General features: G+C 30.6%; 13 protein-coding genes. 7 read left to right on the forward strand and 6 right to left on the reverse strand.

Going from position 1 to position 16,143, the window contains the following annotated elements:
• Nucleotides 1-9: 9 nt before the first annotated feature.
• Entirely contained in the window at nucleotides 10-1,512 is a 1,503-nt protein-coding gene (locus Q4586_RS11270) for a hypothetical protein (protein WP_303529048.1), read from the forward strand.
• Here the strand turns inward: Q4586_RS11270 and Q4586_RS11275 are convergent.
• Both Q4586_RS11275 and Q4586_RS11280 read right to left on the reverse strand, forming a co-directional pair.
• Complete coding sequence (locus Q4586_RS11275) at nucleotides 1,499-2,527, reverse strand: hypothetical protein (RefSeq protein WP_303529049.1); 1,029 nt, start codon at nucleotides 2,525-2,527, stop codon at nucleotides 1,499-1,501. The genes Q4586_RS11270 and Q4586_RS11275 overlap by 14 nt on opposite strands.
• Before the next feature lie 70 nt (nucleotides 2,528-2,597).
• The gene (locus Q4586_RS11280; protein ID WP_303529050.1) at nucleotides 2,598-3,881 is read right to left on the reverse strand and encodes a metal-dependent hydrolase family protein; all 1,284 of its coding nucleotides are present in this window, start codon (nucleotides 3,879-3,881) and stop codon (nucleotides 2,598-2,600) included.
• Nucleotides 3,882-3,954: 73 nt separating this feature from the next.
• Here Q4586_RS11280 and Q4586_RS11285 point away from each other — a divergent pair, with 73 nt between their 5' ends.
• The 4 genes from Q4586_RS11285 (at nucleotide 3,955) to Q4586_RS11300 (ending at nucleotide 8,422) form a co-directional block, all read left to right on the forward strand.
• Nucleotides 3,955-4,635, forward strand: coding sequence for an SDR family NAD(P)-dependent oxidoreductase (locus Q4586_RS11285; protein WP_303529052.1), 681 nt, complete (start codon nucleotides 3,955-3,957; stop codon nucleotides 4,633-4,635).
• A gap of 74 nt (nucleotides 4,636-4,709) precedes the next feature.
• Entirely contained in the window at nucleotides 4,710-5,309 is a 600-nt protein-coding gene (locus Q4586_RS11290) for a SprT-like domain-containing protein (RefSeq protein WP_068705996.1), read from the forward strand.
• A 39-nt stretch (nucleotides 5,310-5,348) separates the two neighbouring features.
• A complete protein-coding gene (locus tag Q4586_RS11295; RefSeq protein ID WP_303529055.1) occupies nucleotides 5,349-6,410 on the forward strand; it encodes a mannose-1-phosphate guanylyltransferase in 1,062 nt (353 codons plus the stop codon).
• A gap of 26 nt (nucleotides 6,411-6,436) precedes the next feature.
• Nucleotides 6,437-8,422 carry a GTP-binding protein gene (locus Q4586_RS11300; RefSeq protein ID WP_303529057.1) on the forward strand — a complete coding sequence of 662 codons (1,986 nt, stop codon included), beginning with the start codon at nucleotides 6,437-6,439 and terminating at the stop codon, nucleotides 8,420-8,422.
• On the opposite strand, the gene lpxK is transcribed toward Q4586_RS11300, so the two are convergent.
• Nucleotides 8,415-9,449, reverse strand: a complete 1,035-nt coding sequence (gene lpxK / locus Q4586_RS11305) for a tetraacyldisaccharide 4'-kinase (protein ID WP_068705990.1) — start codon at nucleotides 9,447-9,449, stop codon at nucleotides 8,415-8,417. The two genes, Q4586_RS11300 and lpxK, sit on opposite strands and share 8 nt — an antisense overlap.
• A gap of 50 nt (nucleotides 9,450-9,499) precedes the next feature.
• Here lpxK and Q4586_RS11310 point away from each other — a divergent pair, with 50 nt between their 5' ends.
• Together Q4586_RS11310 and Q4586_RS11315 are read left to right on the forward strand one after the other, a co-directional pair.
• A complete protein-coding gene (locus tag Q4586_RS11310; RefSeq protein ID WP_068705988.1) occupies nucleotides 9,500-10,594 on the forward strand; it encodes a Nif3-like dinuclear metal center hexameric protein in 1,095 nt (364 codons plus the stop codon).
• Nucleotides 10,595-10,597: 3 nt separating this feature from the next.
• Complete coding sequence (locus Q4586_RS11315) at nucleotides 10,598-11,368, forward strand: zinc ribbon domain-containing protein (RefSeq protein WP_068705986.1); 771 nt, start codon at nucleotides 10,598-10,600, stop codon at nucleotides 11,366-11,368.
• A gap of 133 nt (nucleotides 11,369-11,501) precedes the next feature.
• Here Q4586_RS11315 and Q4586_RS11320 read toward each other — a convergent pair whose 3' ends face one another.
• From Q4586_RS11320 to Q4586_RS11330, 3 genes are all read right to left on the reverse strand, one after another.
• Entirely contained in the window at nucleotides 11,502-13,646 is a 2,145-nt protein-coding gene (locus Q4586_RS11320; RefSeq protein WP_303529061.1) for an OmpA family protein, read from the reverse strand.
• Nucleotides 13,647-13,657: 11 nt separating this feature from the next.
• The gene (locus Q4586_RS11325) at nucleotides 13,658-14,584 is read right to left on the reverse strand and encodes a PorP/SprF family type IX secretion system membrane protein (protein WP_068705981.1); all 927 of its coding nucleotides are present in this window, start codon (nucleotides 14,582-14,584) and stop codon (nucleotides 13,658-13,660) included.
• 47 nt (nucleotides 14,585-14,631) lie between these two features.
• Nucleotides 14,632-16,143, reverse strand: a 1,512-nt coding sequence (locus tag Q4586_RS11330; RefSeq protein ID WP_303529062.1) for a T9SS type B sorting domain-containing protein, incomplete at its 5' end; no start/stop codon positions are given.

Consider the following 16,143-nt stretch of genomic DNA (forward strand, 5'->3'; position numbering starts at 1 on the left):
TAACTACCTATGAAGCATCTCTTTAAATTTATTATAATTGTAATTTTAATAACAATAGCTTCATGTAGAAAAGATTTTAAAACGGTGTCTAACTTCGGAAAGCTAGAATTTTCTAAAGACACCGTTTTTTTAGATACCATTTTTTCAAATATTGGATCTGCTACTTATAATTTAAAAGTATATAATCGAAGTAACAAAGCAATATCAATTCCAGAAATTAAATTGGCCAATGGAATAACTTCCAACTACCGCATAAATGTTGATGGAACAGCAGGAAAAGAATTTTATAATATTGATATTTTAGCAAACGATAGTATCTATATTTTTATTGAAACCACTATTGATTTTAACACTACTCCAAATCCACTATATACCGATAAATTATTATTTGATAACGGAAACAAGCAACAAAATGTAAATTTAGTTACTCTAGTACAAGATGCGCATTTTATTTTTCCTTCAAAAACGGGTTCAGTAATTGAAACCTTGACTATTGATGGAAAAGACACCGAAATTCAAGGACGTTTTTTAACAGATACCGAACTTACTTTTACAGATGAAAAACCTTATGTTATTTATGGTTATGCTGCTATTTCTTCGGATAAAAAATTAACTATTAATGCAGGTGCTAAAATTCACTTTCATAAAAATTCAGGATTAATTGTTGACAAAAAAGGTAGCTTAGAAGTTAACGGAGCACTTAACAAAAAAGTAGTTTTTGAAGGAGATAGATTAGAACATCGTTTTAGTAATGTTCCTGGTCAATGGGGTGGTATTTGGATGCGGGCTGGTAGTAAAGGAAATGAGATTAATCATGCCGTAATTAAAAACGGAGTTATCGGTATTTTAGTCGATAGCCTAAGTACAAATACAGTCCCTACACTTACCATAAAAAACACTGAAATTTACAACAACTCAAACTATGGCATTTTAGGAAGAAACACTAACATCTTAGGAGAAAATTTGGTTATTGGTAACGCAGGACAATCTTCTTTAGCCTGTACTTATGGTGGTATTTATAACTTTATACATGCAACCTTTGCTAATTACTGGGGCAATAGTTTTAGGCAATTACCAAGTGTTTTAGTGAACAATCACACAACTTTTATTGATAGTAATAATGAAGAAAAAGTACTAACTAATGATTTGATTGCTGCAAATTTTACCAATTGCATTATTACAGGAGGAAATAATATTGAATTAATTGTAGACAAAATAAACGGAACTACTTTTAATTATAATGTTGAGAGTTCAATGATTCAATTTAATGATTTTAATAATTCATTTACTGATAATATTGAAATGAAATTTGATGACACAACGCATTATCAAAATATTATTTTAAATGGTAATCCTCATTTTAAGGATGTTTCTAAAAATGAATTTATTATCGGAGAGGAAAGCGATGCTATTAATAAAGCTAGGGCATCATCTATATCAGAAGACATATTAGGAGTAAACCGATCTTTAAATCCAGATATAGGTGCATATCAACATGTTATTTTTGATTAAAACTTACACCTTCTATAGCTTTCTTAAATTGATGTTTTTCATCTACAAAAAAGGCAATAGAAATGTATGTTTTTTTCATTCCATAAAAACTCTTAAAAACAGCTTTTTTATTTAAATGAAGAACAATATTATGTGTATCTAAATTACCAAGAGGAGAAAAAGGAATAATGCTTCTATCAGTTGGTAAATCTTTTTCTGTTAAATCAATACTTTTTATATTTTCGAAAGGAATTACAGCTTCACCAAAAAAGCCATATTTTAAAGTTAATATTTTACTTGTTAAATCAACTTCAATAGGAATTTTCGATAGAGAACGCATTAAAGAAAACAACTGTAAACATGTGTAAATACTTAAAACAGTTAACAACCAAGCAACAATAACATTCCATTTTAGCACCAATGCGTGAACAGCAATTGTTTCTATTAAAACAACTAACATTAACCCCATAATAATTGATACAGAAGTTCCATTTTTATGATAAGAGAATTCATTTTCTTTTAACGTTCTCTTTTTCCAAGCTAAAAACCCATAATAAACAACAGCTATTTCAGTAGCTAAAAATTCTCCTATTTTATTTGGAAAAACAGTACCAACAGCCTGTTGCACCGCATTATAAAACACTAAATGATTATGCTGTTGTTTTTTTAATTCTTGAATAATTTTTCTTGCTTTAAAAATTAAAAAACTAAATACTCCTAATTCAACAACAGGTAAAACAAACGTTTTTATTTGTGATAAAAATGACTGGTGCTGTTCTGGAATCATTATACTAGCAATAACAATTCCTATTACGAATAAGGTAATAACAGTAATTTTAGGGATTTCCTTTTTTCTGATAATTAAAAAATAAACAAACGGAATTGTTATCAGTAAATCTAACGTAATACCTATTGATAATTCTTTTGGATACTCTATAAAAAAGGATGAGTTTATTACTAAAAACAATGTTGATATTAATAACAATGGAATTCCTAAAACAGAAAAGTAATCACGGGAGATAAACAATTGTTTCATACTATTTAACTTTACAATTAATGCCTATCTATTAGATGCTTAACTTATTATTTTGTTACATTTTTCACAACTATTTTTTCTTATAAACAATTCCATTTTTCATAACAAAAACAACATTTTCCATTGTATGTATATTTTTGGTTGGGTCTTCATTAACTGCTATAATATCAGCAAAAAAACCTTTTTTAACCTGACCTACTTCATTTTCCATTTTTAAAATTTCAGCATTTGTAATAGTTGCCGCTTGTATAGTTTCCATAGCCGGCATGCCTACTTCTACCATATAACCAAATTCTTTTCCGTTATTCCCATGCTTAAAAACTCCTGCATCTGTACCAAAAGCAATACCTACTCCTTTTTTATATGCCCTTGCAAATGTTCCTTGAATTTGTGGACCAACCGCTAATGCTTTTGGTACAACAATATCTGGATAAAACCCTTTTACTTTAGCTTTCTCTTCAACTTCTTTTCCTGCTGTAATGGTAGGAACTAAAAAAGCATTATGCTTTTTCATCAATTCCATTGTTTCATCACTCATGTAAGTACCATGTTCAATCGTTTTTACTCCCCCAATAATTGCACGCCTCATTCCTTCATCACCATGTGCATGAGCAGCAACATGCATCCCATAATCTTTAGCTGTATTACAAATAGCTTTTATCTCTTCTATAGTAAACTGTGGATTATCTCCTGATTTAGCAACACTTAATACTCCGCCAGTCGCTGTAATCTTAATACAATCTGCACCATTTTTATAACGTTGACGTACTGCTTTTTTAGCGTCCTCTACACTATTAACTACCCCTTCTTTTGGTCCAGGATTTCCTACTAACTTTCTACTACTACCATTTGTTGGATCTGCATGACCTCCCGTAGTTGCCAATGATTTACCTGCTGTAAAAACTCTTGGCCCTGGAATTTTCCCTGCTTCGATTGCTTTTTTTATTGAAATATTTACACCCGTTCCTCCTAAATCTCTTACTGTTGTAAATCCGTTTAACAAAGTTGATTTTGCAAAACCAACAGAATTATAAGCTACATCAGCTTCATTTAAAGTGTATTTATTCAAACGAGTTTTAGCATCAAATTCCATTTCAATATGCACATGCATATCAATCAAGCCTGGCATAACCACTTTATCTCTTAAATCTATTGTTTTAGAAGTTTTATCTCTAGGCATTATATAACCACTCTTAACATGTATAATTTTATTATCCTTAACAACAATTGTTTTTTTAATTTGAATTCCACCTGATGTGACATCTATTAATTTTCCGCATAAAACATACGTTTTTTGACTAAATGAATATACTGACATCAATAAAAACAAAAGTAAAAAGCTATTTTTTTTCATATTAAAAGTTTTATTAGATACATAAATGTATGAAAAATTAACTAGCTTGCTCTTTCTAATTATCATTATAAAAATGAAACATATTGTAATTACAGGAACCAGTAGAGGTATTGGTTTTGAATTAGCACAACAGTTTGCTAACGAAGGACATAAAGTATTGGCTTTATCAAGAAACACAAAACCACTAGAAAAAATAAGTCATAAAAACATTACAACGATAGCTGTCGATTTATCTAATAATGACGATTTAAACAAAGTAACCTTATTCATTAAAAAAGAATGGAAAACTGTTGATGTTTTAATTAACAACGCAGGAAAACTAGTAAATAAGCCTTTTACAGATTTAACTACGGCTGATTTCGAGGAAGTTTATAAAGTAAATGTATTTGCTGTTGCCGAGTTAACAAAGCTATTAATTCCGTTTTTCAAAAAAGGAAGTCATGTAGTTACAGTTAGCTCTATGGGCGGAGTACAAGGAAGTATGAAATTTCCAGGCTTAGCTGCTTATAGCTCTGCAAAAGGAGCAGTAATTACTTTATCAGAATTATTAGCAGAAGAATACAAAGAGCAACAAATTGCTTTTAATATATTGGCTTTAGGTGCTGTACAAACTGAAATGTTAGAAGAAGCTTTTCCTGGTTACATTGCTCCATTATCAGCAAAAGAAATGGCAAGTTATATTTTTGATTTCGCCTTAACAGGAAATAAATTTTACAACGGAAAAGTACTAGAAGTATCTAGTTCAACACCATAAAAACGAAATATCTCTTCGAGAAACTTTATTTCTCTGTTATATTCTAGAATAAAAATCATTCGAATTAATATCATTTGTACCAAACACTTATAAAATATATTCCTGAAAAAGCAATTCCGTTAGTTGAGTATTTAATTAACGAGCATAAAATCAACCTTAAAATTGTAAATCAGCGACAAACAAAACATGGTGATTTTCGAACTTTTCCGAACGGGCAAACACAAATTACGGTTAATAATAACTTGAACGAATTTCAGTTTTTATTAACTTTAATTCATGAAATTGCACATCATGTTACGCATAAAAGGTTTGGGCGAGTCCAACCTCATGGCAAACATTGGAAAACAGTTTTTCAGCATTTAATGTTGCCGTTTTTACAACCAGATATTTATCCGAAGAAAATATTACCTTATTTAGCTAACTATCTTAAAAACCCGAAAGCAAGTACCGATACTGATGTTAATTTATCATTAGCGCTACGTGGTGGCGAAGCTGAAAACGGAAAGAGTTTTATCTTTCAAATCCCTGTTGATAGTATTTTTCAGTTTAAAGAAACGTTATATAAAAGAGGAAACAAACGCAGAACTCGTTATGAATGTTTAAATTTAACGAACAAAAGAATATATCTTTTTAATCAAAATGCAGAAGTGATATTAGTAGCTTCAAACACATAAACAAAACACCTGTTTTTTCAGGAATGATAATATTTTTTTATGAATAAAAATTATTACGCAGTAATTATGGCTGGTGGTGTTGGCTCACGTTTTTGGCCAGTAAGCACAGAAGAATACCCAAAACAGTTTCATGATATGTTAGGAACTGGTGAATCATTAATTCAGCGCACTTTTAACCGAATTAATGCTTTAATTCCGGCTGAAAATATTTTAATTGCTACAAACGAACGTTATGAAAGTTTGGTTTTAGAGCAATTACCAAAAACCACTAAAAAGCAACTTTTATTAGAGCCGACAATGCGCAATACAGCTCCTTGTATTTTATATGCTGCTTTAAAAATTAATGCTCAAAATAAAGACGCAGTGATGTTAGTGGCACCTTCTGATCATTGGATTGAAGATGAAGCTGAATTTTTAAATAACATAAAAACTTCGTTTGAAGTATCAGCAAACAACAATACTTTAATGACACTAGGTATTCAACCAAATGCACCAAATACTGGTTATGGGTATATTCAGTTTCAAGAAAGTTCTTCGGATATAAAAAAAGTAAAAAACTTTACCGAAAAACCAAACTTAGCGACTGCAAAAGAGTTTATAGCTAGTGGTGATTATTTATGGAACGCAGGAATTTTTATTTGGGCTACCAAAAGCATTTTAGGCGCTTTTAAAAAACACTTACCAAATATGTTAACGGTTTTAGAAGGTACAAATGCTATTTACAATACTGATTTAGAAGCTGATTTTATTAAAAACAATTACGAAAAATGTGAAGATATTTCTATTGATTACGGAATTATGGAGCGCTCAAACAACGTACACATTTTACCTGTAGATTTTGGTTGGAATGATCTTGGTACTTGGGGATCTTTGTATAATAAATTAGAAAAAGACGATCAAAAAAATGCTGTTGTAGGTGCTGAAACTATTTTTAGAGATACAAGCGGAAATATGATTCGCACTGAAAGTGGTAAAAAGGTAATTATTCAAGGTTTAAATGATTTTATTGTGGTTGAAAAAGATGGAGTGCTTTTAATTTGTCCACGAAAAGATGAGCAAGATATCAAACAAATAAGCGCAGCAGCTACTAAAAAATTTTAATTCTACAACAAGCATCATACTAATTAATGAAGCATTCTAACATTCTTAATATTGGTATTCTGGCACATGTAGATGCCGGAAAAACGACATTAACAGAGCATTTATTATATCATACTGGTGCTATCAGAAAAATAGGTAGTGTAGATAAAGGATCTGCGGTTACCGATAATTTAGCATTAGAAAAAGAACGCGGAATTTCGATTAAAGCCGCTACTACTTCTTTTAATTGGAAAAACACTAAAATTAACTTAATTGACACTCCTGGTCACGTAGATTTTTCTAGTGAGGTTGCTAGAACTCTTTGTGTTGTGGATGCTGTTATTTTAGTAATTTCGGCTGTTGAGGGCGTGCAAGCACATACCTTAACAATAGTAGATGCCTTGCATGATTTAAAAATACCTACGCTAATTTTTATCAATAAAATAGACAGATTAGGTGCAGATACAGAAGCTGTTTTAAGGCAAATAAAAAAAGAGCTACAATATAAAACGGTAGCTATTTCTACAAGTCATGACGAAGGTTTAACTTCTGCCTATATATCCGAAGTTTTTAACAATAATAAAATTAGTAAAGAGCAAAAAGAAACTATTACTGAAGAGCTCATAGAAACTGATCAAAAGCTACTTACTCAATATTTAAACGGAATTCATTTTTCTGATGAAGTCTATTTAAATATAATTGCAAAAAGTACTTCAAACAATAGGATCGTTCCTGTTTTTACTGGAATTGCGAAAAACAACATTGGTGTTGAAATTTTATTAAACGGAATTGTTGATTTTATCAAACCTAAAAAAAGAAATGTTTCTGAAGAAGTTGCTGCGTATGTATATAAATTAGAACATCATAAAGTACATGGTGCTATGGCATATGTAAAAGTTTTTTCGGGTGAATTATCTGCTAAATCGGTTATTGATAATCATACACAAGGATTAGAAACTAAAATTAATCAGACAAAAACATTCCATCAAACAAAACATTTAGATACCAATATTACAGTAGGAGATATCGGAATAATTACTGGAGTTTTAGGAACAAAAGCGGGAGACATTCTTGGTAATCCTTCTGAAACACCAACCTTGCCAGAATTAAACATTCCCGTTTTAAGCGTACAAGTAATCGCTATCAACGATAAAGATTATAATGCGCTTGCTCAGGCATTACAACTTATAGATAAGGAAGATCCGAGTTTACAATTTAAATGGCACAAACCCGAAAAAGAATTGATTCTTTTATTAATGGGAGATATGCAAATAGAAGTACTTACTCATTTATTACAAGAACGTTTTAATATTGCTGTAAATTTTACAGATCCTCAAATAGTTTATAAAGAAACCATTACTAAAGCTTCCGAGGGTTATATTCGTTATTGGATGCCGAAACCATGCTGGGCAATTATGACTTTTTTAATTGAACCTGCGCCTTTAAATTCTGGAGTTACCTATCAATCCATTGTTTCGAAAAATGACGTTCATAATAAATATCAAAACGAAATAGCAAAAACAATTCCAAAAGCTCTTGAACAAGGACTTTTAGGTTGGGAAGTTACCGATGTAAAAATTACGTTAATTAAAGGAGAAGATCATAATGTACATTCTAGACCTGGAGATTTTAATTTAGCAACACCGATGGGCATCATGAAAGGTTTACAAAACGGAGGTACACATTTATTAGAACCTTTATTACGCTTTGAAATAAAGACTAATGAAGAGTTATTAGGTAAATTAATTTCAGAACTTACAAATAGAAGAGCTATTATAGATTCTCCTACTTTTGATCAAGATTTAGTAATTCTGTCTGGAACTATACCCGTAGCAACATCTTTAGATTTAAGCATTAAATTAAATACTATTTGTAGCGGAAGACTTCGTTTAAGAACGGTGTTTGATAAATATGCTGTTTGCCCAGAAGGAGAGGGTAAAACAAAAGATTTTAAAGGAGTGAATCCTTTAGATGAAGCACAATGGATTTTACACCGACGTGGTGCTTATAAAGCTAATGAACGCGTTATTTAATATTTTTTTTAACGTGACTCAATACAAACTGATTAAACTTTTCTTCATCTGACAAAAAAGTACTTTTAATCGTTATATAACACAAATTATCAATCTTTCCGTTTAAACGCATATAATCCTTTTCTGTTGTTAAAATTACGGTTTCAGAAGAAATGGTTTTGCTTTCATTTTTAATCTTTATAATATCATTATCCGTGAAATTATAATGATCAGGATACGCTAAATGCTTGTATTTTATATTTTCTTCTGATAAAAAACTCAATAACGAATCCGGGTTTGCGATTCCAGTTACCAACAACACTTCTTTTTCTTTTAAATCTGATATTGTTAACAGAGCTGCACTTCCTTTGATATTTTCATCATAAGATATTGTTGTAAAAAACACTTGCTGTTCTTTTTCAGGTGCAATCTTTTTAATGATAGTATCCTTAGTCTTTTGATCTAAATCATGCGGACATTTAGTTACAATAATTACTGATGCTCTTTTTGCTCCGCTCCTACTTTCTCTCAAATTTCCAGTAGGTAACATAAAATCATTTACATATAAATCTGTAAATTTAGTTAACAAAATATACGTACTTCCTTTTACTTTTCTGTGTTGGTAAGCATCATCTAACAAAACTACTTCAGGTGAAGTTTTAAAGTTTAATAATTGTTGAATTCCGTTTGTTCTATCAGCATCAACAGCAATGGTTACTTCTTTTCCAAATTTTTTAAAAAACTGCAAAGGCTCATCACCAACATCAATCGCTTTGTGCGAAGTATTAACTATTTGAAAACCTTTTGTTTTTCGTTTATAACCTCTACTTAAAACAGCTACCTTATGGGTATCCTTTAACAACCTTATCAAATATTCAATTTGAGGCGATTTTCCTGTTCCGCCCACGCTTAAATTCCCAACTACAATAACAGGTATATCAAAAGATGTTGACTTAAAAATACCAATATCAAAAAACCAATTACGAATCGTTGTAATCACGTTGTATAAAACGGCAAACGGAAATAATAAAAATCGAAGTAACTTCATTATATCAAAAGTAATAAAAATCTTAACTTTGATTCAAGATATTTTAAATTATGCAAATAAAAGACGTTACTAACTATATTGAAGAATTAGCTCCGCTTGCGTACGCTGAAGATTTTGACAATGTAGGTTTATTAATAGGCGATTATAACACAAAAGTAACTGGAGTTTTAGTTACGCTTGACACTTTAGAAGAAACAGTTGATGAAGCCATCGCACAAAACTGTAATCTAATAGTAAGCTTCCACCCAATTGTTTTTAGTGGGTTGAAAAAAATAAACGGTAATAATTATGTAGAGCGTGTTGTTTTAAAAGCAATACAAAACAATATTGCTATTTACGCTACACATACAGCTTTAGATAACGTAAACAATGGTGTTTCTGCTAAAATGTGTGAAGTTTTAGGCTTACAAAACTGTAAAACATTAATTCCTAAAAAAGGAATTATAAAAAAACTTACCACGTATGTTCCGATTGCTGAAGCTGAAAATTTACGAAAAAAACTATTTGAAGCCGGAGCGGGTACCATTGGTAATTATGATAACTGCTCTTTTAATATTAATGGAAAAGGAAGCTATAGAGGCAATGAAAATTCGAACCCAACAATAGGTCAAAAAGGTGAAATAACTTTTACTGAAGAAACTTCTATTTCTGTAACTTTTGATAGTTATTTAGAAGGCAAAATATTAAAAACTTTGTTTGATTTTCATTCTTATGAAGAAGTTGCTTATGAAATTATAACGCTTAACAATTCTAATCAAAATATAGGAATGGGAATGATGGGCGAATTTTTAAACACTATGGATGAAAAAGAATTTTTATCTTTTGTAAAAAAAACATTTAAAACTGATTGTGTTAGACATTCTGAATTACTCAATAAAAAAATTAAAAAAGTTGCTGTATTAGGAGGATCAGGAAGTTTTGCAATTAAAAATGCGATTAAAGCTAAAGCGGATGCTTATATAAGCGCTGATTTTAAATATCATGAGTTTTTTAGTGCCGAAAAAAAGATATTATTAGCTGATGTTGGGCATTATGAAAGTGAACAGTTTACAAAAAACCTTTTGTTTGATTATCTTAGTGAAAAATTTAGTACTTTTGCGATTATTTTAAGTGAAAAAAGTACAAATCCAATACACTATATATAACAGATGGCAAAAAAAGAAGTAACGGTAGAAGAAAAGTTAAGAGCGTTATACGATTTACAGTTAATCGATTCTAGAATTGACGAAATCAGAAATGTTCGTGGTGAATTACCTTTAGAAGTTGAAGATTTAGAAGATGAAGTTGCCGGGTTAAACACAAGATTATCTAAATTAAAAGAAGAATCTACTAGTTTAGATACTGATATCAGTAATAAAAAATTAGCTATCACTGAATCTAAAGCATTAATTGAAAAGTACGAGGAACAACAAAAAAATGTTCGTAATAATCGTGAATTTGATTCTTTAACAAAAGAAGTTGAATTTCAAGAATTAGAAATTCAATTATCTGAAAAAAGAATTAAAGAATTTAAAGTTAAAATAGCTCAGAAAAATGAAGTTATTGAAGCTACTAAAGAAAAATTAAAACAGCAAGAAAATCATTTAACGCATAAAAAAAATGAGTTAGATGCTATTTTAAAAGAGACTGAGAAAGAAGAACAGTTACTAAAAGAGAAGTCTGAAGAATACGCAAAATCTATCGATGATCATTTATTAAAAGCTTACAACCGTATTCGTACCAAAGTAAGAAATGGTTTGGCTGTAGTAGCTATTGAACGTGGAGCTGCTGGAGGTTCTTTCTTTACAATACCTCCTCAGGTACAGTTAGAGATTGCTAATCGTAAAAAAATTACAATTGATGAACATAGTGGTCGTATTTTGGTAGATGCTGCTTTAGCTCTAGAAGAAAAAGAAAAAATAGATAATTTATTTATATAATTTTTTTTCCGACAACATATTTTAAAAACTCCTTTTTTAGGAGTTTTTTTATTTCTTATGAATTTAAATAGAAAAAGCTCCTAAAAAAGGAGCTTTTAATTATTAATACACAAAAATTTAAGGGGGACTTAAATTAGTTTTTATAGTTTATCTTAAACCCTTTTTTATCTGTGTGACAATCTTTCTCCTTACCTATAATACACTTACCATTAGTTTTACCCTTTGATTTTTTAAAATTATTTTTTAAAAAAAGCAAAAAATTATTCTTTTTAGTAATTCTTCTTTTTACTCTAATTTTTTGTTCCGCTTGTCTTATTTTAATATTATCAGCACCTTTAACTATGTAAAAATATGAGCGTCTATTTTTCTGATGCTCTTCTTCTGTACACTTATTTTTATTCGCATCATTACATTTATTCAATAATTGATCTTCACCATAACCTATTGCACTTACAATTCTGTCTTTAGCTATACCTCTTGATAAAATATAGTCTCTTGTAGATTTTGCTCTTTTATCTGACAATTTTCTATTAAATGTTCTAGGCCCTCTGCTATCTGTATGTGCTTCAATCTTTATTGTAACTTCAGGATGATTTGTCATTACCATTACAATACTTTCTAGTTCATATTGAGCGTCTTCTCTAATGACTGATTTCCCATAATCAAAAAAGATCGGGTTAATCACAATCTGATTTCCAACAATTAATGGTGTTAATTCTAAATTCGCATTACTGCTTTCACCTTTAGTTATAGTAACAGTCTTTTTACCTTTTGATTTATGATCTAATTTACTTGCAATTACTGTATAATTATTACCGCATAAGATGTCTTCAAATACATATTTACCTAAATTGTTAGATAATGTTTCTTTTACAACCTTACCACCATCATTAACTAATTTAATTAATGCGCCATCAACAGGGCTGTTGTTTATTGTTTCAGTAACTATACCTTCAATTGGCTCAGCACAAATTGGAGGTTCTGTATATAAATAAAAACTATAAATATCATCATCTCCTTTACCTTGCTTTCTATTAGATGAAAAGAAACCTTTTTTACCTTCTTTACTAACGTAAAAAGAAAAATCATCTCTTTTACTATTAAATGGTTCTCCTAAATTAACTGCTTTAGCGTATATAGAATCTTGACTTATTTTAGATTGAAAAATATCTAAAAGTCCCAAACCTAAGTGTCCGTTTGATGAAAAATATAACGTATTGTCTTCTCCTATAAAAGGAAACATTTCCTTGTCTGAAGTATTAATTCTTTCTCCTAAGTTTACAGGAGTCCCAAATTCATTATTTCCTAGAATAGCTGTTTTATAAATATCTGTGGCTCCAAAACCTCCTGGCATGTTAGACACAAAATATAATGTTTTTTCATCAGTACTCAAGGCTGGATGTCCTACAGAATACTCGTCATTGTTAAATGGTAATTCTTTAACATTTACCCAATAACCGTTTACAAAACTTGCTGTATATATTTTTAAATTAGAAGTGTTTTTCTTGTCTTTTCTTACTTTTTTACCGCTTGCATTGTTACGTGTAAAATAAATTGTTTTACCGTCTTTTGTAAAAACTGGAGTTGACTCATGAAACTCAGATGTGATAGGCACATCAATTAATCGACGATTAATCAATGTTAACACTGTATCTTTTTCATTTTCTTCAAGCGTTTCAATTTTTTCATCGGCACTATAAATATTTAAAAATGGTTGGTTATTCCATTTGTAAATACGTTCTTTTTTAATTCCCTTAGGTACTGCAGATGTGTAGTATGATTTTCCATTCAATAAGAAACCACCAAAATCAGAAAACTCAGTATTAATCGATAAATTTCTAACACCTATTCGAACTTTTTTATTTGAATAATCTAATAAATAATCGTCTTTTTTTAACTCCTTTTTTCGATTACTATTATCTGACGATGCTAGGGATAAAAATATAGAATCTGACTTTTTGTATTTACCATTGCTTCGTAATACTTGAGCATATTTAAATAAATGTTTGTCTTCTAACTTATCTTTATATATTAAAACAAGTTTTTTATACCAAAGTTCAGCTTCTTCAGTTTCTGCATTATTGTAATAAGAATCTGCTAAACGACTTAAAACATGCTTAGATGTGTCTCCTTTTTCTTCGACTAAAGCTTTGTATAATTTGGCTGATTCTACATAAGAAAATTCATTAAAATAACGATCTGCTACCTTTTTACTTTGCCCAAAACTTTTTAAAGTTACTATTAATACAAGTAATAATAGTCCTTTTTTTAAATTCATATTAGTTATTTTTAAAAGAATCGAGGAGATCTAAATTTTGTGTTTCTTAATAATTCATATTGTAACATAATCTCATGAGTTCCAGAATTTGTTACATTATAGTTTGATGTTGTTAAATCATATGAATAACCTATTAATAATCTATCACTAGCTTGGAAACCCAAAAGAGCACTAATAGAATCATCCCATCTCCATGCTAAACCAGCTCTGAACTTTTCATTAAATAGGAAATTAGCCGAAACATCTAATGATAATGGAGCTCCTGAAACTGCTTTTACTAATACTGCTGGCTTAAATTTGATATCTTCATTAATATCATAAACATAACCTGCTATAAAAAAGAAATGCATTCTTTCAACTGCTGTTGTTTGTGTATCTGCAAGGTTTTCATCATAGTGTTCAATTCGAAGAATATTTGGAACCGATAACCCTACATACCATTCTGGTTCATGATAATAAATTCCTGCACCTACTGTTGGTAAAAATTTATTTACATTTTCTCCAAAAATAGGTTCATCCTTGTCTGCCTTTCCTTTACTCCAATCAATATTTAGAAAACGCCCTCCTAAACGCAAACCAAAAGCTAGATTACCTTCTTCTCCTGTTTCGATTGTATAAGAAAGATTTGCATCTAAATATATTTCTTTTGATGGTCCAATTTCATCGTTCATTAAATTAACTCCTAAACCCAAACCTGAATATCCTATAGGAGTATCATAACTTATGTTTTGTGTATTTGGTGCTCCTTCAAAACCTACCCACTGCGTTCTTCCAATTGCAGTAATAACACCATAACCTTTTGAACCAGCATAAGCAGGGTTGACACTCATTGTGTTATACATATACTGTGTATATTGAGGATCTTGTTGTGCGTGTACATTTGTAATCATACATATACCAAATGTACATACCAAAACTATGCTTAAAAATAATTTCATTTTATATAAAATTTTATTTCAATTTTCTTTTTTTGTAAAAGTATTAATTATCTATTAATATAAATCCATCCTTTTCTAACTTTAGATCCATTTCCTAAATCTAACATATAAAAATAAGTTCCTACTGGCAATTTTTCATCAACGCTTACATTTGCTCGCCCATTAGAAATGCCTCTAAACACTTTATCAGAATTATTATATCCTTTTACTTTATACACTGTATTACCCCATCTATTAAATATCTCTAATGTATTATTTTTGAAATTTTCAATACATCCAATAACTAAATAGTCATTAATATTATCTCCATTAGGTGTAAACTCATTATAAACTTCAACACAAGTATCTAAATCTATTGCATCTCCGAATCCGTCTAATCCATCTTCACTGTCTGGAATACCATCGCCGTCTGAATCTGTTCCACTATCTCCTACTGTTCCATTTCCTCCATCAGTAGGGTCCGTTGGATCTGAATCATTTACGTCTGTGTTTCCTGTATCTCCAAAGTCTCCGTTGTCTTGATCTACAATATCTAAGATCCCATCACCATCGTTATCAGGACCATCTATTTGACCGTTTCCATCAATATCCTCATTTCCTCCTTCTACAACATCATTAACTCCATCATCATCGCTATCTAAATCTTGATAATCTGGAATACCATCACTATCACTATCTGTATTATCAGACTCACCTCCGTTTCCTTCACCAAATACTAGATCGTCTGCATCTACACTGTCCACGATTCCATCTCCATCTGCATCTGCTCCATCTGCAATTCCATCATTATTAGCATCAACATTACCATCTTCTATAACATCATTGATTCCGTCATTGTCACTGTCTAAATCTTGATAATCTGGTACGCCATCACCATCAGTATCTGGTTCTTCGTTTCCTGCATTTTCTGATCCATCAGCTTGGCCATCGTTATTAACATCTGTAAATCCGTTATCATTTGCGTCAATAACCCCATCATTATTAGTATCTAATGTACCATCACCTCCTTCATTAACGTCTAATATTCCGTCGTTATCACTATCCAAATCTAAATAATCAGGTACACCATCACCATCGGTATCTCCTGTTCCTTCTGATGTATCTGGAATTCCGTCATTATCGTCATCTAAATCATTTACATCTGCAATTCCGTCTCCGTCTGTATCTTCTAAGCTATAAATTTGTACATCTGTCGCTGTTCCAATGTTTCCTATCCCATTTGTTGTTGTTACACTTCCATCTACTGTTATATCTCCATCTAATGCCAGTTCTAATCCTGGTATATTAATGCTATAGTTTCCTAATACATCAACTGTTCCTGTATAATCTGTTCCATTAACTGTTAATATTACTGTATCTCCTTCATTAAAATCTCCCGTTACCCTTCCTGTTACTGCAACTGTTCCTCCTGCTTCTGCTGCACTTAATATATTATCTTCGGTAATATCATCTATTTCGATTGTTATTACAGGTGCAGTCGTATCAATGGTTACTACTCCTGTTCCGCTGTTTCCTCCTGCATCGGTTGCTACTACATCAATTGTATCATCATCTGATAA

This window comes from Tenacibaculum soleae, from assembly GCF_030549005.1.
GTDB classification, from domain to species: domain Bacteria; phylum Bacteroidota; class Bacteroidia; order Flavobacteriales; family Flavobacteriaceae; genus Polaribacter; species Polaribacter soleae.